The 20646-nt window shown below is 70.6% G+C and carries 14 protein-coding genes and 1 pseudogene; 5 read left to right on the plus strand and 10 right to left on the minus strand.

Translation table 11 applies throughout. The features are described from left to right. The first annotated feature begins 248 nt into the window (after positions 1 to 248). Both ABIA33_RS16195 and ABIA33_RS16200 read left to right on the plus strand, forming a co-directional pair. Entirely contained in the window at positions 249 to 671 is a 423-nt protein-coding gene (locus ABIA33_RS16195; RefSeq protein WP_370081979.1) for an STAS domain-containing protein, read from the plus strand. Positions 672 to 1121: 450 nt separating this feature from the next. Continuing rightward, the gene (locus ABIA33_RS16200) at positions 1122 to 1574 is read left to right on the plus strand and encodes a winged helix-turn-helix domain-containing protein (protein ID WP_370081981.1); all 453 of its coding nucleotides are present in this window, start codon (positions 1122 to 1124) and stop codon (positions 1572 to 1574) included. A gap of 73 nt (positions 1575 to 1647) precedes the next feature. On the opposite strand, the gene ABIA33_RS16205 is transcribed toward ABIA33_RS16200, so the two are convergent. After that, positions 1648 to 2280, minus strand: coding sequence for an MBL fold metallo-hydrolase (locus ABIA33_RS16205; protein ID WP_370081983.1), 633 nt, complete (start codon positions 2278 to 2280; stop codon positions 1648 to 1650). A gap of 75 nt (positions 2281 to 2355) precedes the next feature. Here ABIA33_RS16205 and ABIA33_RS16210 point away from each other — a divergent pair, with 75 nt between their 5' ends. After that, on the plus strand, positions 2356 to 2781 hold the full coding sequence (locus tag ABIA33_RS16210) for a MarR family winged helix-turn-helix transcriptional regulator (protein ID WP_370081985.1): 426 nt from the start codon (positions 2356 to 2358) through the stop codon (positions 2779 to 2781). Between the two features lie 86 nt (positions 2782 to 2867). Here ABIA33_RS16210 and ABIA33_RS16215 read toward each other — a convergent pair. The 3 genes and pseudogenes from ABIA33_RS16215 to ABIA33_RS16225 all read right to left on the minus strand — a co-directional run bounded on the left by ABIA33_RS16215 (position 2868) and on the right by ABIA33_RS16225 (position 6850). After that, a pseudogene (locus tag ABIA33_RS16215) lies at positions 2868 to 3444 on the minus strand (class I SAM-dependent methyltransferase). A gap of 444 nt (positions 3445 to 3888) precedes the next feature. Beyond that, positions 3889 to 5898 carry a protease pro-enzyme activation domain-containing protein gene (locus ABIA33_RS16220; RefSeq protein WP_370081987.1) on the minus strand — a complete coding sequence of 670 codons (2010 nt, stop codon included), beginning with the start codon at positions 5896 to 5898 and terminating at the stop codon, positions 3889 to 3891. Between the two features lie 532 nt (positions 5899 to 6430). Beyond that, positions 6431 to 6850, minus strand: coding sequence for a PPOX class F420-dependent oxidoreductase (locus ABIA33_RS16225; RefSeq protein ID WP_370081989.1), 420 nt, complete (start codon positions 6848 to 6850; stop codon positions 6431 to 6433). A 226-nt stretch (positions 6851 to 7076) separates the two neighbouring features. Between ABIA33_RS16225 and ABIA33_RS16230 the strand changes: the two genes are divergently transcribed. Continuing rightward, positions 7077 to 9866, plus strand: a complete 2790-nt coding sequence (locus tag ABIA33_RS16230) for a cellulose binding domain-containing protein (protein WP_370081991.1) — start codon at positions 7077 to 7079, stop codon at positions 9864 to 9866. A gap of 55 nt (positions 9867 to 9921) precedes the next feature. On the opposite strand, the gene ABIA33_RS16235 is transcribed toward ABIA33_RS16230, so the two are convergent. Both ABIA33_RS16235 and mgtA read right to left on the minus strand, forming a co-directional pair. After that, on the minus strand, positions 9922 to 12336 hold the full coding sequence (locus ABIA33_RS16235; RefSeq protein ID WP_370081993.1) for a phosphoketolase: 2415 nt from the start codon (positions 12334 to 12336) through the stop codon (positions 9922 to 9924). 66 nt (positions 12337 to 12402) lie between these two features. Beyond that, entirely contained in the window at positions 12403 to 15075 is a 2673-nt protein-coding gene (mgtA, locus tag ABIA33_RS16240; protein WP_370081995.1) for a magnesium-translocating P-type ATPase, read from the minus strand. A 288-nt stretch (positions 15076 to 15363) separates the two neighbouring features. Here mgtA and ABIA33_RS16245 point away from each other — a divergent pair, with 288 nt between their 5' ends. Next, entirely contained in the window at positions 15364 to 17079 is a 1716-nt protein-coding gene (locus tag ABIA33_RS16245; protein WP_370081998.1) for a GAF domain-containing protein, read from the plus strand. 139 nt (positions 17080 to 17218) lie between these two features. On the opposite strand, the gene ABIA33_RS16250 is transcribed toward ABIA33_RS16245, so the two are convergent. The 4 genes from ABIA33_RS16250 to ABIA33_RS16265 all read right to left on the minus strand — a co-directional run bounded on the left by ABIA33_RS16250 (position 17219) and on the right by ABIA33_RS16265 (position 20646). Continuing rightward, complete coding sequence (locus tag ABIA33_RS16250; RefSeq protein ID WP_370082000.1) at positions 17219 to 17926, minus strand: response regulator; 708 nt, start codon at positions 17924 to 17926, stop codon at positions 17219 to 17221. 162 nt (positions 17927 to 18088) lie between these two features. Continuing rightward, a complete protein-coding gene (locus ABIA33_RS16255) occupies positions 18089 to 18685 on the minus strand; it encodes a DUF5994 family protein (RefSeq protein ID WP_370082002.1) in 597 nt (198 codons plus the stop codon). A gap of 173 nt (positions 18686 to 18858) precedes the next feature. Beyond that, positions 18859 to 19464 (minus strand): hypothetical protein, encoded by a 606-nt coding sequence (locus ABIA33_RS16260; RefSeq protein ID WP_370082004.1) that lies wholly within the window; start codon positions 19462 to 19464, stop codon positions 18859 to 18861. A 180-nt stretch (positions 19465 to 19644) separates the two neighbouring features. Then, positions 19645 to 20646: a carbamate kinase gene (locus ABIA33_RS16265; RefSeq protein ID WP_370082006.1), complete on the minus strand. Its 1002-nt coding sequence runs from the start codon at positions 20644 to 20646 to the stop codon at positions 19645 to 19647.

A 20646-nucleotide genomic window follows, 5' to 3' on the forward strand; every position in this document is an offset into this window, starting at 1 on the left:
CCGCCGCAGAGTTCGACAGAACACGTCGGGCACGTGAGATTCGGATTACACCTCTGCGAAGAGCTGGAATATGGCCACATGTGGGAGCACTCTGGTGGTGTACACCGGAAATACAGTCCATGCCTGCGCGGAACTCGCCACGTACAGTAGCCGCACATCAGCGCGCCCGTGCTTCCGGACGCGGAAGTGGCTGCTGGTGAAAGTGAGCAGCTTGCTGTCTGCACGGTGTCCCTGATGACAGGACAGGTATGAGGGACGACGGTTGGGGGGTCGTCATGGAAGCGGGGGAATGGACTTTCGGCCTGCAGGAGCGAGCTGCAGGCCGGGTGCTCGTCGTGGAACTGCACGGCGAGCTGGATCTGATGGCACTTCAGGAACTCACCTGGCGACTGGACATGCTGTCCTCCGGACCCCGCCCCGACCTCCTGGTGGACCTGCGCCCGGTGACGTTCATCGATGCCAGCGGCATGCGCCTGCTGTTGCGGCTACGGGCTCGGGTGGCGCGCACCGGAGGCCGACTCAGGGTGGTCCGGGGCACTCCCTGGGTGTCCGAGGTGCTGCGGATCGCCCAGGTGGAGCAGGCGTTCACGATGCTGGACGCCCTTCCGCCCGAACTTGAGCCCGGCAGGGCCGGGGGCGGGTTGGAGGCCGGCGGCAGCATTCCGGCCTAACGGCCTGTGGAGCGATGGGGCTCGGGTCCGTGCACGCCGTGTGGTGTGCTCTTTGATGGCAAGGCGCCGGGACGCCTTTGTAGCGGGGCTACTTGGGCCCGCGGCGCCAGCCGCCGATGTCAGGGCCGGCAACGCTGCAAGCGGAGGTGCCGCGCGGTGGGCGCCCGAGCCCTATCGCTCCCCAGGCCGCAAGCGGGCGCCGAACCAGCCTGCCCACAAAGCGCCGGGCACACGAGGGCATGCGCGATTTTACCTGAGCGCTCAAGCGAAGAGTGGGACGAATTGCGCCAATCCGTAGGGGGTATGTGCAGCAGCCGGTACCGCACTGTAGTTTCATGCGAGACAGACAGTCATTCTCCGGATCACTTCACTCCCCCAACCGAGAGTTCACCTATGGCGAACCCCGTGCCACGTATTGTCATGCACGAGCCAACTTCTGGCCTCCGCATCGTGCGCCCCGAGGTCGCGGACCCGCCTGTGGTCGTGGTGACGCGGCTGCCCGAAGGGGTCGCCGACACCGACCTCGGCGGGCTGGTCATCACCCGCGTGGTGGTCGAACTCGAACCCACCGGCGCGACGGAGTCGCCCGCCAGGGCGCTCGACAAGGACGTCTCCTCCTGCATCCGGCTCGACCGGGAACGAAGGTCCGTCCTGATGGACGGCCGACCCCTCGACCTGACCTTCCTCCAGTTCGAGTTGCTCGGACACCTGATCGCGAACCCGTACCGGGTGCACTCGCGCAAGCAACTGCTCTCCGCGGTATGGGAATACCCGCCCGCCACCTCCTGCCGCACGGTGGACGTCCACATCGCCCGCCTGCGCCGCACGCTGGGCCCGTTCCACCGGGACGCGATCGTCGCCGTCCGCGGCGTGGGCTACAAGTACCTCCCGCCCCTCTGCTGAACTCGCGCCGGGTCCAGCCGACCGCACCCCGGTCCGGTCAGCGGACCCGGCGGTTCGCGCACAGTGATGGTCGTCAGGGCAGTTCGACGCTGTCCCCGAGGGACCAGGCGTGGACGGCCCGGCCGTGGGGCTCACCGGCCAGCGCGGTGAGGATCTGCGCGTGGACGTCGAGCGCCGGAGGGCTCAGCACCGCATCGTGGATGAGGAACACCTCACCGGGCTCGACCTGCCGGACGTAGTCGACGACCTCGGCCAGCTTCACCCAGGGCGCACCGGCCGGGGCGAGAAGCGTCCGCACTCCCTCCTCCGGGACCGTGAGCGCATCCCCCGGATGGAAGAGTCCGTCGACCAGGAAGCCCACGTTGTCGAACTCGGGGAAGTCACGGTGGATGGTGGCGTGCTTCTCCCCGTACACATGGATCTCCATGGCCCCGACGCTGAACACGTCGCCGTGCCGGACGGCGTGGACGCGCCCGCCGAGGTCGGCGAACTGGGCCGCGACTGCCGCGTTCGTCCAGATCTCGACATCGCCCGCGGTCGCCCGCAGCAGATCGGGCACGACGTGGTCGATGTGCTCATGGGTGATGAGCACGGCGTCGGCTCCGGCCAGTGCGTCGGGGTCGCTGAAGCAGCCGGGGTCGACGACGACCGTGACGCCGTCCCGCTCCAGCCGGACGCACGAATGCCCAAGGGTGGTCATCTTCATGACGAGCTCCTCTCATTATCTACAGCTGAACTGTACAGCAAGACTGTACACCTTTGCTGCAGGTAGGGTGGTCGCATGAACGAGGAGCAGATCGCCGGCGCACTGCGCTCCGTCATCGGCAGCCTGGTGCGCCGCGCGCGAACCACCGACGACATGCCGCTGGCGCAGGCGGCCGCGCTCGGATTCCTCGACCGGGAAGGACCGATGACGACCAGCGAGCTCGCTGCCAGGCAGCAGGTCCGTCACCAGTCCATGGCACGAACCGTCGGACAGCTCGTGGAACTCGGGTTCACGTCCCAGCAGCCCCACCCCGAGGACGGGCGCAAGGTCCTCGTCGTGCTGACCGAGGCAGGTCGGCAGGCACTGCACACGCGGCGCAGGCACCGGACGGACTGGCTCGCCGACGGCATCTCGACCGAACTGTCGCCGGCCGAGCAGCAGCGACTGGCGGCCTGCCTCCCCCTGCTCGAGAGGCTCGCCGCCCACGATCCTCGCGACTGACCCCGAGCGGGGAGGGACTGTCCGGGCGCCCTGGCCGTCGTGGCACGGCTGTGCCTACCGCAGGTCAGCCCAGATCGGCGCGCGCGTCATGGCCGACCGGTGTCGGCAGGTTTGCGGGCCGGCAGGAAGGCCTGCGCGGTCCGCTCGGTGAAGTCGCCCTGGTCGTCCCGGCTCGCGCAGGAGCCGAGCGCGCACGGGCAGCCCGGCCCGGCTCAACAGCTCGGCGACATCGGCCGGTTGGCGCCGGTGGAAGTCGAGCGAGACGGCGTGACCGAGCGCCTCCGTCAGGTGCAGCGGCTCGTCGCCGACCTGGAACGCGAGTTGCAGCTGGCCGCCCGGAGCAAGCACCCGATGGAACTCGGCGAAGACGTCCGGTAGCCGTTCCTGGGGGATGTGGATGGTCGAGTACCAGGCCACGATGCCGTCGACGGCGGCGTCCGGAAGGTCAAGGGCCAGCATCGAACCCACGTCGAAGCGCAGGCCGGGATGGGCCTCCCGGGCCACGGCGATCATCTGCGGCGACAGGTCGACGCCGAACACCCGCAGCCCCAGGGTGTTCAGATGCGCCGTCACCCGGCCGGTGCCGCAACCGATGTCAGCGACCGGTCCCGCACCGGCGGCCTGCACGAGTTCGGCGAACCCGGCGAGCACGGCCCGGTCCAGCGGCTTAGACCGACCGGCAAATGGAGGGTGGAGGAAGAAGGGGGTCCCCCCGGCCGAAGGTTGGGGGAGGGTCGAGGGCCGAGTCCAGGCGGTGCCGACGAAGGAGCCATGGCGGAGCCCTGGCGACTGAGGAGAAGCCGTCTGGGCGAGAGCCTCCCCCACCCTTCGGGCGGGAGGTGCCCCCTTGCCCGCGACGCCGCCCTCCATGTGCCGGTCGGTCTTAGACCGGCCGGCACATGGGGGGCGGCGTAGTCGGCGGCCACGGCGGCGTAGGAGGCACGGGTGGCGCGCGCAGGAAATCTGGTTCGCTCACGATGGGGCACCCTACCCAACGCCGGAGCCCCGGTGCCCAGCGGGAGGAACCCACCGGACACCGGGGCGGAGCGATCGGGTGCGGCAGCCGGTCAGTACCGGCTACCGGCTACCGGACCCGAGCCGCGAGCCTCAACGGAACGAGTTGAGGTACGCCTCGGTCGGCGAGCCGACACCGGTCGCGTTGTCGAAGCCCTTGGTCGCCGCCAGGCCGTAGTCACGCCCGAAGGCGACCAGGCGGACCCGCAGCGAGCCCTGGATCACGCCGAAGTCCGCGACGGCGTTCAGCGGCTGCTGACCCTTGCCCCGGGTGTTGTTGACCACGTCGTGGAAAGCGGTGCTGCCGGCGCGCTCGTAGATCGCCGGGTTGGCGAAGCCGATCGGACGGCCGTGCCGGGCCTGGATGGCGTCGGCCTGGATGGCGGAGAACTCCGGCGCCGAGACGCTGGTGCCGCCGTAGCCGCCCTCGCTGTAGGGGCTGCCGTCTGACATGCCGACCAGGACCGAGGTGTAGAGGTCGCCGTTCATGGCCACGTCCGGGGTGACCCGCTGCGCGGTCTTGCTCTGCGCACCGCTCATCAGGGTGTGCGCAAGCGCACTGGGCACGACCGTGCCCTGGTACCACGGCTGGGCGAAGTCCTCGCTGGTGCCGCCACCGCCGCCGAAGTAGAAGGCGCCGGGGAAGGGGGTCCAGCTCTTGCCGTCCGCACTGAGCGCGGAGCGCTGGGTGCCCATGTCGGTCTCGAAGCCGTAGCTGCCGCTCTTGTCCTTGATGCCCAGGGCGGTGCCGCCGACGTCCGTCACCCAGGAGGAGGAGGACGGGAATCCGGCCTGCGCCCGGGTGCTGGTGGGGTCGCAGTTGCTGCCGGTGGCCGCCGCGGCCGGGGACTCGTCGCCGCAGTCGCCCGAGGAGAAGTCGAAGCCGATGCCCTCGATCGCACCCTGCTGGAAGATCTGCTCATAGGCGGCGATCTGCGCGGGAGTCTCGTCACCCGAGGTCGTGTGCATCAGCCCGGACCACGAGTTGGAGACCACGTCGGCCAGGTGCTTGTCGACGATGGTGCTCAGCGCCGCCATCAGGTCCTGGTCCGAGCAGGAGTTGGCGCCGACGTAGACGACGTTGGCGTCCGGGGCCAGCCCGTGTGCCATCTCGACGTCCAGCGACTCCTCACCGGCCCATCCGGCCGCACCGCCGCAACCGTCCTTGGGCCCGGTCTGGGTCCACTTGGACGGGGTGACCAGCTCGGTGTACTGGCCCTTGCGGAACGCCTTGTCACCGTGCCTGGCGGCGAAGGTGTTGGCGTCGGCCAGCATGGTGGCGGAGCCGTAGGCGTCGACGATGGCGACCGTCGCGCCCTTGCCGGTCAGGCCGGAGGCGGTGACGCCGTAGGCCTTGCGCAGCTGGGCCGGGGTGAAGGAGCACTGGTCGAAGGTGGTGTTCGCGGTGTAGCCCTTCGGCGCGCCGCTGACCGCCTTCTGGCCCCAGAAGTCCGAGCAGGTCGCCACGTTCGGCAGACCCGGCTTGGGCTTCGGTGCGGGATTGGGCTTCGGCTTGCCCTTCGCGTCCGTGGACAGCCCCTCGGCGGTGTTCACCGAGACGGACTGCGGGTGGATCCTGGGCGCACTGTCGCTGAGCCCGACCACGCCGAGGATCGCGCCGGCAACGGACACGGGGATGACCGCGTCAGTGCTGGGTGCCTCCAGCAGCTTGCCCTGGACCGCGTACTGGTGCAGGTGTGTGCCGAAGGCCCGGTTCACGGTGGTCACCGAGCCGTGCACGTCGATGTAGTGCGCGCTGGAGCCCACGACCTGCAGGCCGGCGCCGGTGGCCCAGGCGTTGACGGCGGCGATCTGGGCCGGGGTCGCGCCGAAGCGCTGCTGCACCTGAGCAACCGTCAGAAACCGGCCGTACTGGGAACTGCCGACCGAGGAAACGGCCTTGGCGTAGGCGGCCAGACCGGCAGGGTCCTGGCCGGCCAGGTAGACCCGGGCGGTGAGCTGGTCGCCGGCGGGCAGGGCGCCCTTGTCCGCGGCGGGCGCGGCCCACAGGGGGTGGGTGCCGACGAGCGTACGCGTCGCCGGGCCGGGGGCGGACGCCTGGGAGGGCACGGCCAGGGCCATGGTCCCGGCCACCAGGGCCACGGAGGCGGAGGCGACGACGGCTATTCGCCGCCGCCGGCCGCTGAGGGGAAGGATGTCGAGAATGACGACTCCAAGAGATGAGTGCTGAGCAGTGGGACCAGATGCCGGCAACCGGACGGAAAACTCCGGACCGAAACACCCTGAGTGATGTGTACACGGGGCGCTATTCGGCGCGCAAGTGTTCCATGAGAATTTGCTTATTCTCACTCACCAGGGAAATCACGGATCCGGTCCACCATCCGTCCCCCCATCTGGGGGTCCCCGCCGGTGGCTCCAGTACACCCGGTCCCACCTGGCCGAACATCACCAGGACCGAGCACTCCGAAGGCATTCGCGGGAGTTCCGGACACCCCCGACCAGTGGTCGGCGGACCACCTTTCGGGGGTATTGCCCGCACCCCTCCGCAGTGGAGGATGGCGGCGGGGGAGACACCGCAAGCCGGGCGCTATTCCCGCCCGATCGCCATTCCCTTTTCCTGCTCGATTCTCTTTTCACTGCTCGGGCGCACCGAATTCCCGCGCCCGGTCCCGGGCTATTCTCCGGTGGAATCCGTTCCGTCGTCCGCCCGCAGGGTGATCCGGATTCCGACGCTGCCCTCCCGGCCGCGCCGCAGCCTGCTCCCCAGCACGGTCAGCCGCCCGAGCAGGCCGTACTTCCGCTTCAGCAGTGCGCGGTACCGCTCGGTCGCCGCTGCGTCCAGGATCTCGGCGAAGCCGGGGATGTCGTCACCCTTCCGGTTGCCGCGCACGTCGCAGGGCGCCAACAGGACGTCGCCCCGGTTGCGGATGCGCTTGACCTTCCCCGAGTCGGCGACGGTCCACACGCCCAGGGTGTCACCGTCCCTGACCACCCACACCGGCGTCGGCACCGTACGTCCGTCCTTGCGGTAGGTGGTGACCAACAGGTACTTACCGGAGCCCAGCCGGTCCAGGGCCGCATCATGAGGAGCCATGGCACGAACCCTATGCCAGTCGGCTCAGGCTGAGGCCTCGCAAGGGCTGAAGGGCGCTGTCGAATGTACATTTCATCGGATTCGACAGTCGTCGGAAGCCGCCACCTGGGGCCCGCCCGCAGCACCGCACCGGACGATTGACGCTCCGCCACCTCGCTGACTTCATGGTCGCGCCGTGCTCTTGGCACGGCTCCCCCGCGCCACCGTCCGCTGAGGAGCCCGCTCCATGCGTCCACGTCCACACAGTCCATCCCGTCCGCTGCTCTCCGTGCTCACGGCGGGCGCGGCCATCGCCACCGTCGCGGCGGTGGGCCTGCTGCCCACCGCCGCGTCGGCGTCCGCGACGGCCTCCGCCGCTGCCGCCGCCGGACCCAGCTACTCCTGGAACAACGTCCAGATCGGCGGGGGCGGCTTCATCCCCGGGATCATCTTCAATCAGGGCAAGCCGGGCCTGGTCTATGCCCGCACCGACGTCGGCGGGGCCTACCGCCAGAACCCGGTGACCAAGCAGTGGACCCCGCTGCTCGACTCCGTCGGCTGGAACGACTGGAACCTCACCGGGGTCGCCAGCCTCGCCAGCGACGCCACCGACCCCAGCCGGGTCTATGCGGCGGCGGGCAGTTACACCAACAGCTGGGACCCCAACAACGGCGCGATCCTGCGCTCCACCGACCAGGGGGCGACCTGGTCCCGCACCGTCCTGCCGTTCAAGGTCGGCGGCAACATGCCGGGGCGCGGCATGGGTGAGCGCCTCACCATCGACCCCAACAACGACAAGGTCCTCTACTTCGGCGCCGAGAGCGGCAACGGCCTGTGGCGGAGCACCGACTACGGCGTCAGCTGGGCGAAGGTCACCTCTTTTCCCAACGCGGGAACCTACGCCCCCGACCCCACGGACACATCCGGCTACCAGAGCGACCCCGAGGGCGTCCTGTGGGAGGTCTTCGACAAGGGCAGCGGCACCGTCAACGGCGTCACCAAGACCGTGTTCGCCGGGGTCGCCGACAAGGCCAACAGCATCTACCGCTCCGACGACGGCGGCAGCAGCTGGACCCGGGTAGCCGGACAGCCCACCGGCTTCGTCCCGCACAAGGCGGTACTCGACGCCACCGGCGGCAACCTCTTCATCGCCTACAGCGACACCGGCGGTCCCTACGACGGCGCGCACGGCGACCTGTGGAAGTACGCCACCACCACCGGGACCTGGTCGAACGTCAGCCCGGTACCGTCCTCGGACACCAGCAACAACTACTTCGGCTACAGCGGCCTCACGGTCGACCGTGAGCACCCCGGCACACTGATGGTCAGCGCCTACAGCGCCTGGTGGCCGGACACCCAGATCTGGCGCAGCACCGACAGCGGCGCGACCTGGAAGCCGTTCTGGTCCTACAGCAGCTATCCGACCAGGGTCGACCAGTACACCATGGACATCTCCTCAGTGCCGTGGCTGACCTTCGGCGCGACCTCCTCGCCGCCGGCGGAGTCGCCCAAGCTGGGCTGGATGACGGAGTCGCTGGAAATCGACCCCTTCAACTCCGACCGGATGATGTACGGCACGGGAGCCACCCTGTTCGGCAGCTCCGACCTCACCGACTTCGACGCCGGGAAGAAGATCGCCATCACCCCGGTGGTCAAGGGCCTGGAGGAGACCGCGGTCAACGACCTGATCAGCCCGCCGACCGGCGCACCGCTGCTGAGTGCGCTGGGCGACCTGGGCGGCTTCCGCCACACAGACGTGACGGCCGTTCCGGCCAAGGCGTTCTCTTCGCCCAACTTCACCACCTCCACGGCGCTCGACTACGCCGAGAGCAACCCGAGCGTCATCGTGCGGGTCGGCAACACCGCCTCCGGCTCGACGGACAAGCACATCGGCTACTCGACCGACGACGGCGCGGACTGGTTCGCCGCCTCCAGCGAGCCCAGCGGGGTCACCGGCGGCGGCACGGTCGCGATCGCCTCCGACGCGAGCGCGACGGTGTGGAGCCCCGGCGGCACCGGCGTCTACCACTCCGCCGGCTACGGCAACTCCTGGACCGCGTCCGCCGGCATCCCGGCAGGCGCGAGCGTGCAGGCGGACCGCTCCGACCCGAAGACCTTCTACGGATACTCCGGCGGCACCTTCTACGTCAGCAGCGACGCCGGTGCGACGTTCACCGCCACGGCGGCGAGCGGGCTGCCCGGCGCGGGGAACGTGCGCTTCAAGGCACTGCCCGGTGCGAAGGGCGACATCTGGCTCGCCGGGGGCAAGTCCGGTGGCAGCTACGGGCTGTGGCACTCCACGAACGGCGGCGTGAGCTTCACCAAGCTGTCGGCGGTGGACCAGGCGGACAGCGTCGGCTTCGGCGAGGCGGCTCCCGGCAGGAGCTATCCGGCGCTCTACACCAGCGCGCAGATCGGCGGCGTGCGCGGGATCTTCCGTTCGGACGACGCCGGAGCGAGCTGGGTGCGGATCAACGACGACCAGCACCAGTGGGGTTGGACCGGCGCGGCGATCACGGGTGACCCGAGGATCTACGGGCGGGTGTATGTGAGCAGCAACGGCCGGGGCATCCTCTACGGCGACCCCAGCGTCGGCACGACACCGACGGCGACCGCCTCGGCCAGCGCATCGCCCACGCCCACCCCGACGCCCACGCCCACGCCCACGGCGACCCCGACACCCACCACGACGCCGACCGCCACCCCGAGCGGCGGCTGCGAGGTCGACTACGCCGTGAGCAGCCAGTGGGCCGGCGGCTTCGGCGCCACCGTCACCCTGGTCAATCACGGCACCGGCGCCGTGAACGGCTGGACGGCCGGCTGGACCTTCCCCGGCAACCAGCAGATCACCCAGCTCTGGAACGGCTCCTCCGCCCAGACCGGGGTGACCGTGTCGGTCACGAACCTCCCCTACAACGCGACCATCGCGGCCGGCGGCTCCGTCGCCTTCGGCTTCAACGCCAGTTGGAGCGGCAGCAACCCGCCGCCGACGTCCGCGACCATCAACGGGACGGCCTGCACCCTCAGGGCGTCCTGAGAACATCGCGCCGCCACGCCGGTCGACGGCGTGGCGGCGGGAGACGTCGCCGGAGTCAGCCGTGCCAGCTCCAGTCCGCGACCTCGGGGAGGTCCGTGCCGTGCTCGCGAATCCAGCTGTGGTGCCTCAGGCGGGTGTCCTCCATCGCCTGGCGGACGGCGCCGGCCCGTACCGCCAGTCCGGGGACGCGGTCGATGACGTCCATGACCAGGCGGTAGCGGTCGAGGTCGTTGCGCACGACCATGTCGAAGGGCGTGGTGGTGGTGCCCTCCTCCTTGTAGCCGCGGACGTGCAGGTGTGCGTGCCCGGTGCGGCGGTAGGCGAGGCGGTGGATCAGCCACGGGTAGCCGTGGTAGGCGAAGATCACCGGCTTGTCGGTGGTGAACAGCGCGTCGAAGTCCGCGTCGGCCATGCCGTGCGGGTGCTCGTCCCTGGGCAGCAGCCGGGCCAGATCCACGACGTTGACCACCCGTACCGCCAGGTCGGGCAGGTGGCGGCGGATCAGTTGCGCGGCGGCAAGGATCTCCATGGTGGGGACGTCTCCGGCGCAGGCGAGCACCACGTCGGGCTCGGCGGTGTCGCTCTCGGTGCCGGCCCAGTCCCAGATGCCCGCGCCACGGGCGCAGTGGGCCCGGGCCTGGTCGAGGGTCAGCCAGTCGAAGCAGGGCTGCTTTCCGGCGACGACGACGTTGACGTAGTCGCGGCTGCGCAGCACGTGGTCGGCGACAGCGAGGAGGGTGTTGGTGTCCGGGGGCAGGTAGACCCGGACGACCTCGGGGCTCTTGTTGAGGACGTGGTCGACGAAGCCCGGGTCCTGATGGGAGAAGCCGTTGTTGTCCTGCCGCCACACATGGGAGGTGAGCAGGTAGTTGAGCGAGGCGACCGGACGCCGCCAGGGCAGCCGACGCGAGGTGCGCAGCCACTTGATGTGCTGGTTGACCATGGAGTCGACGATGTGGACGAAGGCCTCGTAACAGGAGAACAGGCCGTGCCGTCCGGTCAGGAGGTAGCCCTCGAGCCAGCCCTGGCAGGTGTGTTCGGACAGGATCTCCATGACCCGGCCATGGCGGTCGAGGTGCTCGTCGACCTCCAGGGTCTCGGCCTGCCATGCCTTCCCGGTGGCCCGGTAGACGGACTGCAGCCGGTTGGAGGCGGTCTCGTCCGGGCCGACCAGGCGGAAGTCCCTGCGGGCGGCGGTGTTCTCGACGAGGGTGGCCAGGAGGTCGCCCAGGACGTGCGTGGGCTCGTGCAGGGTGGCCCCGGGCTTGTCGACCGGGACCGCGTAGTGCTCGAGGGGCGGGATCGGCAGCTCGTGGACCAGCAGGCCGCCGTTGGCGTGCGCACTCGCCCCGAGCCTGCGCGGCCCGTCCGGTACGCAGGCCAGGACCTGCTCGCGCGGGCGGCCCTGGGCGTCGAAGAGCTCTGCGGGCCGGTAGGACCGGAGCCATGCCTCCAACTGGCGCAGGTGCTCGGGGTTCTCGCGCACCTCGGCCAGCGGGACCTGGTGGGCCCGCCAGGTGCCCTCCACCGGCAGCCCGTCGACCACGGCGGGTCCGGTCCAGCCCTTGGGGGTGCGCAGCAGGATCACCGGCCAGCGGGGGCGTTCGGTGACGCCTTCCTCGCGGGCTTCGCGCTGGATCCGGTCGATGCGCTCCAGGGCGGTGTCCATCGCGTGTGCCATCGCGCGGTGCACCTGGAGCGGATCGTCACCACTGACATGGATCGGCTCGTGACCGAGTCCGCGCATCAGGGCGTCGAGTTCGTGCTCGGGGATGCGGGCCAGCACCGTCGGGTTGGCGATCTTGTAGCCGTTGAGGTGCAGGATCGGTAGGACCGCTCCGTCGTCGACCGGGTCGAGGAACTTGTTGGAGTGCCAGGAGGCCGCCAGCGGCCCGGTCTCGGCTTCGCCGTCACCGATCACACAGGCGACCAGGAGGCCCGGGTTGTCCAGGGCCGCACCGTAGGCATGGGCCAGGGAGTAGCCCAGTTCACCGCCCTCGTGGATGGAACCGGGCGTCTCGGGGGCGACATGGCTGGGCACGCCGCCGGGGAAGGAGAACTGGCGGAACAGCCGGGCCATCCCCGGCGCGTCCCGGCTGACGTCCGGATAGGTCTCGCTGTAGGTGCCCTCCAACCAGGAGTTGGCCAGCACCGCCGGCCCCCCGTGTCCCGGACCCCAGACGCACAGGGCGTCCCGGCCACGGGCCCTGATCACCCGGTTGAGGTGCGTGTACACCAGGTTCAGCCCGGGCGAGGTGCCCCAGTGGCCGAGCAGCCTCGGCTTGACGTGTTCGGGGCGCAGCGGCTCGGCGAGCAGCGGGTTGGACATGAGGTAGATCTGACCGACCGCCAGGTAGTTCGCCGCGCGCCAGTGGGCGTCCAGCGCGCCTAGTTCCTGCTCGGTCAGATAGTCGTCCGGGCAGTCGTCAAGGAGGTGGTCGAGGTTCTCCTCCGGACGGATCTCGCTCATGTCCTGCTCCTCGGGTCGTCGGTGTTCTCTACTGTGCGCTGCGGTCCGCCATCAGGTCATGGGCCCTCAGGGGGCGTGTCCCTGGGCCGAACGGCCCAGCCGGGCGGCGGTGCTGAAGCGCGCGGCACGGCGGCGCAGGTGGCGGCGGTCGGATGCGGACCGGGGCACGGAGACGGGGGCGGTGGGACGGGTGCGGTAGAAGAGCCGTTTGCCGATCTCGATGAGGACCAGGTAGGAGGCGACCATGCCGGCGAGTGCGCCGAAGAAGGCGGCCGGCAGCGGGTGGAAGCCGAACGCTTGGGCCAGCGGGGTGACCGGCAGCAACGCGCCGACCAGGACCACGCCGAGCGCGGCCAGCGTCAGCGGCAGGCTGGGGTGACTGCGCCAGAACGGGACGCGGCGCGTGCGGATGGCGAAGATCACCAGGGTCTGGGTGGCGAGTGACTCCACGAACCACCCGGTGCGGAACTGCACGGGTCCCGAGTGGAAGACCCACAACATGACGCCGAAGGTCACGAAGTCGAACACCGAACTGATCGGCCCGAAGCAGATCATGAATCGGCGGATGAAGGCGATGTCCCAGTGCGAGGGGCGCTTGAGCTGTGCCTCGTCGACATGGTCGGTGGGGATGGCCAGCTGGCTGGCGTCGTAAAGCAGGTTGTTGAGCAGGATCTGGGAGGGGAGCATCGGCAGGAAACTCAGGAACAGCGAGGCCCCGGCCGCGCTGAACATGTTGCCGAAGTTGCTGGACGTTCCCATCAGCACGTACTTGATGGTGTTGGCGAAGATCCGCCGCCCCTCCACGACGCCGTCCGCGAGCACGTCCAGGTCCTTCTGGAGCAGGATTACGTCGGCGGCGTCCTTGGCGACGTCGGTGCCTGAGTCCACGGAGATGCCCACGTCGGCGGCGTGCAGGGCCAGCGCGTCGTTGACGCCGTCGCCGAGGAAGGCCACGTCGCCGCCGGTCTTTCGCTGGATCCGCACGATCCGGGCCTTGTGCTCCGGGCTGACCCGGGCGAAGACCGTGGTCCGGCCGATCGCTTCGGCGAGCCGGACGTCGTCCATGCCGTCGAGATCGTTGCCGGTCAGGGCTCCCGTGGTGACCAGGCCGAGGTCCTGGCAGACCTTGGCGGCGACCGCGGCGTTGTCGCCGGTGACGATCTTGACCGTGATGCCCAGGTCGGCCAGCCGGCGCAGCGCCGCCGCGGCGTCCGGCTTGGGCGGGTCCAGGAAGACCAGTAGCCCTTCCAGGCGCAGCTCCTTCTCGTCGGCGGCGGTGGGCTGCGCCAGTCCGGGGGCCGGGCGGGTGGCCACGGCGACGACCCGGTTGCCTGCGGCGAACTCGGCTGCCAGCGCCGCACGAGTGGCCTCGGGCACGTCCGCGCAGCGCTCCAGGACCGCCTCCGGAGCTCCTTTGGTGACCAGGGTCGTCGCACCCGACGCATCGCGGACAACGGCAGAGACCATGCGCCGCTCGTGGTCGAACGGCAGCACCCCGGTGCGCGTCCAGGCAGCCAGAGTCGCGAGCTCCGCCTGGGCGGCCGGGGCGTCCCACAGCGCCTGGTCCAACGGGTTGCCCCCGATCGCAGGGCCCTCGGCGCCGTCGGTCTCGGTGCACAGCAGGCCCCAGCGCAGCAGCGACTCCGTGGGCGCCCCGTCCGCCGGAAGGGCCCGTACGTAGTCGATGCGCCCCTGGGTCAGGGTTCCGGTCTTGTCGGTGAACAGCACGTCCACGTCGCCGAGGTCCTCGATGCACACCAGGCGTTTGACCAACACCTTGCGTTGGGCCATCCGGCGGGATCCGGCGGCCAGGCTGGTGGAGACGACGGCGGGAAGCAGTTGCGGAGTGATTCCGACGGCGATCGCCAGGGAGAACAGCAAGGCGTCGATCAGCGGCCGGTGCAGGGCGACGTTGATGACGAAGATCGATGTCGTCAACGCCCCGGCGACGTACACCAGCAGCATGGAGAAGCGGCGCAGCCCGAGCTGGAACCCGGTCTCCAGTTGATGCGTGCTCAGCCCTGCTGCGATCTTCCCGAACTCGGTGGCCGCGCCGGTGGCCACCACCACGCCGCGACCGCTTCCCGCCTGCACGACGGTCCCCATCAGCGCGCAGCAGGACAGTTCGGCCAGGGCGGTACCGGCCGGCACTGCGGCCGTGTCCTTGGGAAGTGGCAGCGACTCGCCGGTGAGCACCGACTCGGCACACTCAAGACCGGCGACCCGCAGCAGCCGCACGTCTGCCGGAACGATGTCGCCCAGCCTCAGTTCGACCACGTCACCCGGTACCAGAGCGGTGACCTCCACCTCGGTCGCGCGCCCGTCGCGCAGGACCACCGCCTGGTGGTGGATCTGGGCGTGCAGGGCCTCGGCGGCCTTCTCGGCCCGGTACTCGTTGACGAAGCCCAGGCCCACGGACAGTGCCACGATCACACCGATGATCACCGCGTCGGCGCGCTCCCCGACGAAGAAGGAGGCGGTGGCCGTGGCTACCAGCAGACCCAGCAGCGGGGAACGCACCTGGTGCCAGAGCACCGGCAGCAGTCGGGCCCGGTGCGAGGAGACCGCGTTCGGCCCCCAGCGGGCGAGCCGCTCGCCCGCCTCCGACGCGGAGAGGCCGTCGGCGGTCACTCCCAGGCCGAGCAGTACGTCTTCTCCGGGCAGGCAGGCCGCCGCGGTGACGTCGGAGACATCGGAGACGTCGACCGGCCGGGTCGGCGCGGTGGTGCGTTGCTGCACGGGGGGTCAGCCTCCTCGGCGGGGTCGGTCACTCCGGCCCGTCGCTATACGGGGGGCAGGGGCTCCGGCGCGGTGCCGGTGGGCGCCCTGCCCACAGTGGCGGCGCAGGCCTTCGGTGAGCAGCGGCCGGAGGTCCCTGCTTCGGGGCCGGTCGGCCCCGGCCGGAGGGGGGCGCTTGTCCGGGGCGGCGGGCCGACCGGTACCGGGGGCCCCGGACAAGCGGCCATACTGAGGTGCTGACCCCGGTGTCGGCGGCGATGGCCAGCCAACGGTCCTACGGAGGCGTATGTGACCGGCGAGGCGGAGGCGAAGCGGCCCGAACCGAGGGTCGACCGACTGCTCGACGAACTCCAGGACCGTCTTGACCTGGTCCGCGATGCCCGGGACCGGGTCCACAGCCTGTTGGAGGCGGTCCTCGCGGTTGGTCGGGAGCTGGAGCTCGACCAGGCGCTGCAGCACATCGTGAACTCCGCCGTGGTCCTGGTCGACGCCAGGTACGGCGCGCTGGGCGTGATCGGCGAGAGTCAGCGGCTGTCGCAGTTCATCACGACGGGTCTGGACGACGGCCAGGTGGAGGGCATCGGCCCGCTGCCGCAGGGGCACGGCATCCTGGGCGAGCTGATCCGGCACCCCTGGCCGCTCCGGCTTCCGGAGCTTTCGGATCATCCCGCCTCGTACGGCTTTCCGGCGGACCATCCGCCCATGCACTCCTTCCTCGGAGTGCCCATCCGGGTCCGCGGCGAGGTCTTCGGCAACCTCTACCTGACCGAGAAGCGCGGCGGCGGGGAGTTCGACGGCGAAGACGAGTCGATGCTGTCCACGCTCGCCGTCGCGGCCGGGGTCGCCATCGACAATGCCCGGCTGTACCGCGCTGCCCGGCAACGGGAGCGCTGGCTGGCCGCGAGTGGCGAGGTCACCAACGCCCTGCTCTCGGGCAGCCCGCGGGCCGAGGTGCTGCACCTGGTGGTCGACCGGGCCCGGGAGATCGCCGAGGCGGACCTGGCCGTGATCGCGCTGCCGGTCGGTCAGGCCGGGGAGCTGGTGGTGGAGCTGGCCGTCGGCGACGGCGCCGAGGCGCACCAGGGTCTGCTCCTGCCGGAGCAGGGCTCCTTCGTCGGGGCCGCGCTCCGCTCCCAGGACGCCATCATCAGCGCGGACGTCAACAAGGACCCGAGGATCACGTCGGGACCGCCGCGTTGGGAGGGTCTCGGACCCGCCGTCGCGGTACGGATGGGCACCGCCGAGGGAGGAGTCCGCGGGGTGCTCATGCTCGCTCGCGCGGCCGGCAGCGCCGAGTTCACCCCACAGGACTCCGGGCCGCTCCTGGGCTTCTCCGGTCAGGCGACGCTGGCCCTGGAACTGGCCGAGCGGCGCCGGGACGCGGAACAGATCGCTCTGCTCGAAGACCGGGACCGGATCGCCCGGGACCTGCACGACCTGGCGATCCAGCGGCTGTTCGCGACCGGGATGACCCTGCAGAGCGCGGAACGCTTCATCGAGCATCCCGAGGCCACCGAGCGAGTACAACGGGCCGTTGACGACCTCGACGCCACCGTGAAGATCATACGGTCGACCATCTTCGGACTGCGGGCGCGAGGTGCCGGACCGAGCGGCCACGGCCTACGGGCCCGCGTGGTCGAAGCGGTAGAACGCGCGGTCCCGGGTCTCGGGTTCACTCCTGGACTGCGCATGGAGGGCCTCCTCGACACCGAGGTGCCGAGCGAGTCCGCCGAGCACCTGCTCGCGGTCCTCACCGAGGCCCTGAGCAACATCGTCCGGCACGCGGGCGCACACGCCGGGGAGGTCAACGTGTCCGCGTCCGGCACCGACCTGCTGCTCACCGTGGTGGACGACGGCGTGGGCATCCCGGACGCTGCGCCGCGCAGCGGCCTGGCGAACCTCGCGGAGCGCGCGGAGCGATGCGGCGGGGCCTTCGGCATCGAGGCCGGGGCCTCGGGCGGCACCCGGCTGCTCTGGCGGGTGCCGCTGGTCAGGGACCGGTGACGCCGCGCCGCCTTACGGCCTGGGGCCCCAGTGACTCCGCTACAAGGGCGTCCCGGCGCCCTGCCCTCGAAGGCGGCGGAGCCGCGCAGTGTCACTGCGACGGCGTGCGCTGACCTGAGCCCTGTCGCTCCCCAGGCCGTTAGCGCCGGGAGCCCGGCAGTGAGGGACCGTTGCCCTCCCTGACCTGGCCGACCAGCATGGCCGCCTGGATACGGCGCTCGACTCCGAGTTTCGCCAGGATGCGGGAGATGTGGTTCTTGACGGTCTTCTCCGCCAGATAGAGCTCCTGGCCGATCTGGCGGTTGGTCATACCGTCGCCAATCAGGGTCAGGATGGCCAGTTCCCGCTCGGTGAGCTGAGCCAGGCTCGGATCGGTCCGCGCCTGCGGCTCCTGCTGTCGCCGCAGGCTGTCCATCAGCCGTCCGGTGGTGGCCGGGTCGAGCATCGACTGGCCCGAGGCGACCGTACGCACGGCAGCGACCAGGTCGGAGCCCTTGATCTGCTTCAGCACGTACCCGGCGGCGCCCGCCATGATCGAGTCGAGCAGCGCGTCGTCGTCGTCGAAAGAGGTGAGCATCAGGCAGGCGAGATCGGGCATCCGCGACCGCAGTTCCCTGCACACGGTGACCCCGTCGCCGTCGGGCAGGCGCATGTCCAGCACCGCGACCTGCGGCCGCAGAGCGGGGATCCGGGCCAGGGCCTGGGCGCAGGTCCCGGCCTCGCCCACGACCGTGATCCCGTCCTCCGACTCCAGCAGATCCCGTACCCCGCGCCGGACCACCTCGTGGTCGTCCAGCAGGAACACCTGGATCGTCGGGGAGTCGACGGAAGGAAGGGCCGTGTTCATGGGAATCCTCGAAGGACCGGGTGGAAGGGGCTGGGCGGAGCAGGTGACCCGGTAGTCACAGCATCCCCCGGCCACCGCCTCCCGCACAGGGCCGACCGGCCCTTTCTACCGGCCCCACCAGCGGCGTCGGAGATCCACTGCCCCGCACCGGTCGGACCGGGCTCAGGTGGCGTCCGCGCGGACCTGCGCGGGCCAGGAGTCCATGCGATCGCGTGCCACCTTCGCCCGCAGGATGCTCGCGACCGACGACACACCGGTCGGGTCGGCGTCCGCCGGTGCGGGCTCCGGGTCCGACGGCGTCGCCAGTACCGGTGCCAACTCGGCGATGAGGGCGCTGGCGGTCCGGGTGTCGTGCACATCCGTCGCTGCGGACATGAGGAGCGCCGCCGTCTCCGGGTCGCACTCCGGAGGGATGACCAGCAGGTCCCACCGGCCCACGGTGTAGGAGAGCAGGCACAGGTCGTGCGGGTCCTGCTCGGCGTCGAACCAGCCCAGGTGCACCGTGTGCGGGCCTGCCGGGATTCTCGGGGGAATGACCGGCCACATGCCCGGGTGCACCGTGACCCGGGTGATCCGGCCCCACACCTGATCCAGCTCGGCCACCAGCAGCGGCAGTTCAGCGGCCAGGTCGCGTGACCGCGGCCACCAGGCCCCGTCCAGCCGTCCGCGAATCCCGCCGGCGGGTTTGAGGGACATCCGCGCCGACGGCTCGGGTACCAGTCTCAGGACGTTCTTCGGTCGGACATTGGTGGTGGTCACGGCGCGAACCTGTCCCCGGGCCGACGGTCACCCGGCGTTGTCGCTCGCCGGAGACGATGCCGCCAAGCTGGCGGCATGCGAAATGCCCTCGGTGGCTCAACCGTACTCCGGATCACACCCGATCAGTGACCGGCGAGCCCGCCCGCCCGGAGCGCGCGCAGCAGTCCGCGCCGTCAGCCGGCCTCGGGCCGCTGCGTGTGCGGGTTGTGGGTCAGTCCTCCAGGTCTGGACGCCGTTCGTTCGCCGACTGCCAGCACCAGCGCGCGCAGAACGACCGAGCCGCCTTGCTGGTGGACCTGCCCGATCTCCCGCCACCCCCAGGAGTCGAAGGCCGCCCGGAGTGCACGATCGTCCCGGGGGACCTGGGCGGCGCCGAGCGATGCCTGGTTGTCGGCGAGCAGCCGCTCCTGGAGACGACCCGCGACGCCGTGCTGCCGCGCGTAGGGGTGGACCGCGAGAGCGGCGATCGCGAAGACATGCCCGGACGCGGTGAGCTGCTCGACGTCCTGCGGCAGCCCGCCGGCGAACCCCTGCCACCAGGTGCCGTCGCGATCCACGGGAAACCCGAAGACGAAGCCCGTCAGCGTCGCCGTCTCCGCGACGAGCATGTCGAACCCCGGCCGCCGGGCGGCGTCCACCAGGACTCCCAGGAAGTCCTCGCGGCTGCGGAACTCCTCGCCCGCCTCCGCTCGGGAGGATTCAACGTAGAGGTCCGCGAGGTCCTCGCGCTGGTCCTCGGCCTGCCAGCGGTTGAGCCGGCGCAGGATGGTTTCCCGCACGGGCCGTTCATGGTTCTGCGGTCTCGGCGACCGCTCGGACTCGGACCCGGCCATCAGGCCACACTCCCCTTCACAGCGGGCAGTTGTGCCGCACAGCAGCACCGCGTCGGGGTCCGGGACGTCAATGCAAGCATAGACCGACCGGCAATGGTCCCGACGCTGTCGGATCGTCCGATCGCGTCATCGTTCGGACACCTTCCGCGCCCACGCGCCTCCGAGGGATCCGCGCCCCGCCGGTCGTCCGGCGGCGTACTCGACATCCGTGTCCCGCTCGGGTCCCACCGTGACGGTGGTTCCGGCGGTGCCGTCCAGGACCGAGACCGCGTCGGCCAGGGCGCCGATGGCGGCGGGCTGTCCGGTGGCCGCGACGAAACGGTGGCAGGCGGCGATCTTCGGACCCATCGATCCGGCAGGGAACCGCAGATGCGTCAGGTCGTCGAGGTCGAGACGGCTCAGCGGAACGGCCCGGGGCGTGCCGAAGTGCTCCATCACGGCAGGCACGTCGGTGAGTACGAGCAGCCGGTCCGCGTGCACGGCGATGGCGAGCAGGGCCGAGGTGGCGTCCTTGTCGACGACGGCCTCGACGCCGCGCAGCAGGCCCTTGCTGTCCTTGACGACCGGGGCGCCGCCTCCGCCGCCGCAGATGACGACCGTCCGGTGGTCGAGCAGTCGGAGGATCGAGTCCTGCTCGACGATCCGCTGCGGGGCGGGCGAGGGGACGACCCGCCGCCACCGGTCACCGTCAGCGGCGACGGTCCAGCCGTGCAGAGCGGCCAACTGCTGTGCGTCGGCCTGGTCGTACCCGGGTCCGACGAACTTCGACGGTGCGGCGAAGGCCGGGTCCGCGGGATCGACGACTGTCTGGGTGACGATACTGAGGATGGGCTTGGTCACGCCCGCGTTGCGCAGGGACTGGGCCAGCCAGTAGCCGATCATGCCCTGCGTCTGCGCGCCGAGCAGGTCCAGCGGGTAGGGGCGGGTCAACGCCGGGTCGTTCTCACTCTCCAGGGAGAGCATGCCGACCTGCGGGCCGTTCCCGTGACAGATGATCAGTTCGTGGTGTGCGGCCAACGGGGCGAGCGCCTGTGCGGCCACACGGACATGGTCGAGCTGGATTCCGGCGTCGGGCTTCTCGCCGCGCCGCAGCAGCGCGTTGCCGCCGATGGCGGCCACGATGCGCAT

It is taken from the genome of Streptacidiphilus sp. MAP12-16, from assembly GCF_041262165.1.
Classification (GTDB): domain Bacteria; phylum Actinomycetota; class Actinomycetes; order Streptomycetales; family Streptomycetaceae; genus Streptacidiphilus.